This is a genomic window from Burkholderia sp. LK4 (assembly GCF_001043615.1).
Classification (GTDB): domain Bacteria; phylum Pseudomonadota; class Gammaproteobacteria; order Burkholderiales; family Burkholderiaceae; genus Burkholderia; species Burkholderia cepacia.
The window spans coordinates 1-929 of the sequence record NZ_LDUL01000164.1; the positions used below are offsets into that span (position 1 = coordinate 1).

Consider the following 929-nt stretch of genomic DNA (forward strand, 5'->3'; position numbering starts at 1 on the left):
CACGTCGACTGCCCGGGCCACGCTGACTATGTGAAGAACATGATCACGGGCGCAGCGCAGATGGACGGCGCGATCCTGGTTTGCTCGGCAGCAGACGGCCCGATGCCGCAAACGCGTGAGCACATCCTGCTGGCGCGTCAGGTTGGCGTTCCGTACATCATCGTGTTCCTGAACAAGTGCGACATGGTGGACGACGCTGAACTGCTCGAGCTGGTCGAGATGGAAGTTCGCGAACTCCTGTCGAAGTACGACTTCCCGGGCGACGACACGCCGATCGTGAAGGGTTCGGCCAAGCTGGCACTGGAAGGCGACACGGGCGAGCTGGGCGAAGTGGCGATCATGAGCCTGGCAGACGCGCTGGACACGTACATCCCGACGCCGGAGCGTGCAGTTGACGGCGCGTTCCTGATGCCGGTGGAAGACGTGTTCTCGATCTCGGGCCGTGGTACGGTGGTGACGGGTCGTGTCGAGCGCGGCATCGTGAAGGTCGGCGAAGAAATCGAAATCGTCGGTATCAAGCCGACGGTGAAGACGACCTGCACGGGCGTTGAAATGTTCCGCAAGCTGCTGGACCAAGGTCAGGCAGGCGACAACGTCGGTATCCTGCTGCGCGGCACGAAGCGTGAAGACGTGGAGCGTGGCCAGGTTCTGGCGAAGCCGGGTTCGATCACGCCGCACACGCACTTCACGGCTGAAGTGTACGTGCTGAGCAAGGACGAAGGCGGCCGTCACACGCCGTTCTTCAACAACTACCGTCCGCAGTTCTACTTCCGTACGACGGACGTGACGGGCTCGATCGAGCTGCCGAAGGACAAGGAAATGGTGATGCCGGGCGACAACGTGTCGATCACGGTGAAGCTGATTGCTCCGATCGCGATGGAAGAAGGTCTGCGCTTCGCAATCCGTGAAGGCGGCCGTACGGTCGGCGC

1 protein-coding gene is annotated in these 929 nt (G+C 62.1%); it reads left to right on the forward strand.

The window, feature by feature from the left end; all coding sequences use genetic code 11:
• A partial coding sequence (gene tuf, locus VK92_RS38590) for an elongation factor Tu (RefSeq protein WP_048026799.1) occupies positions 1 to 929 on the forward strand: 929 nt, incomplete at both ends.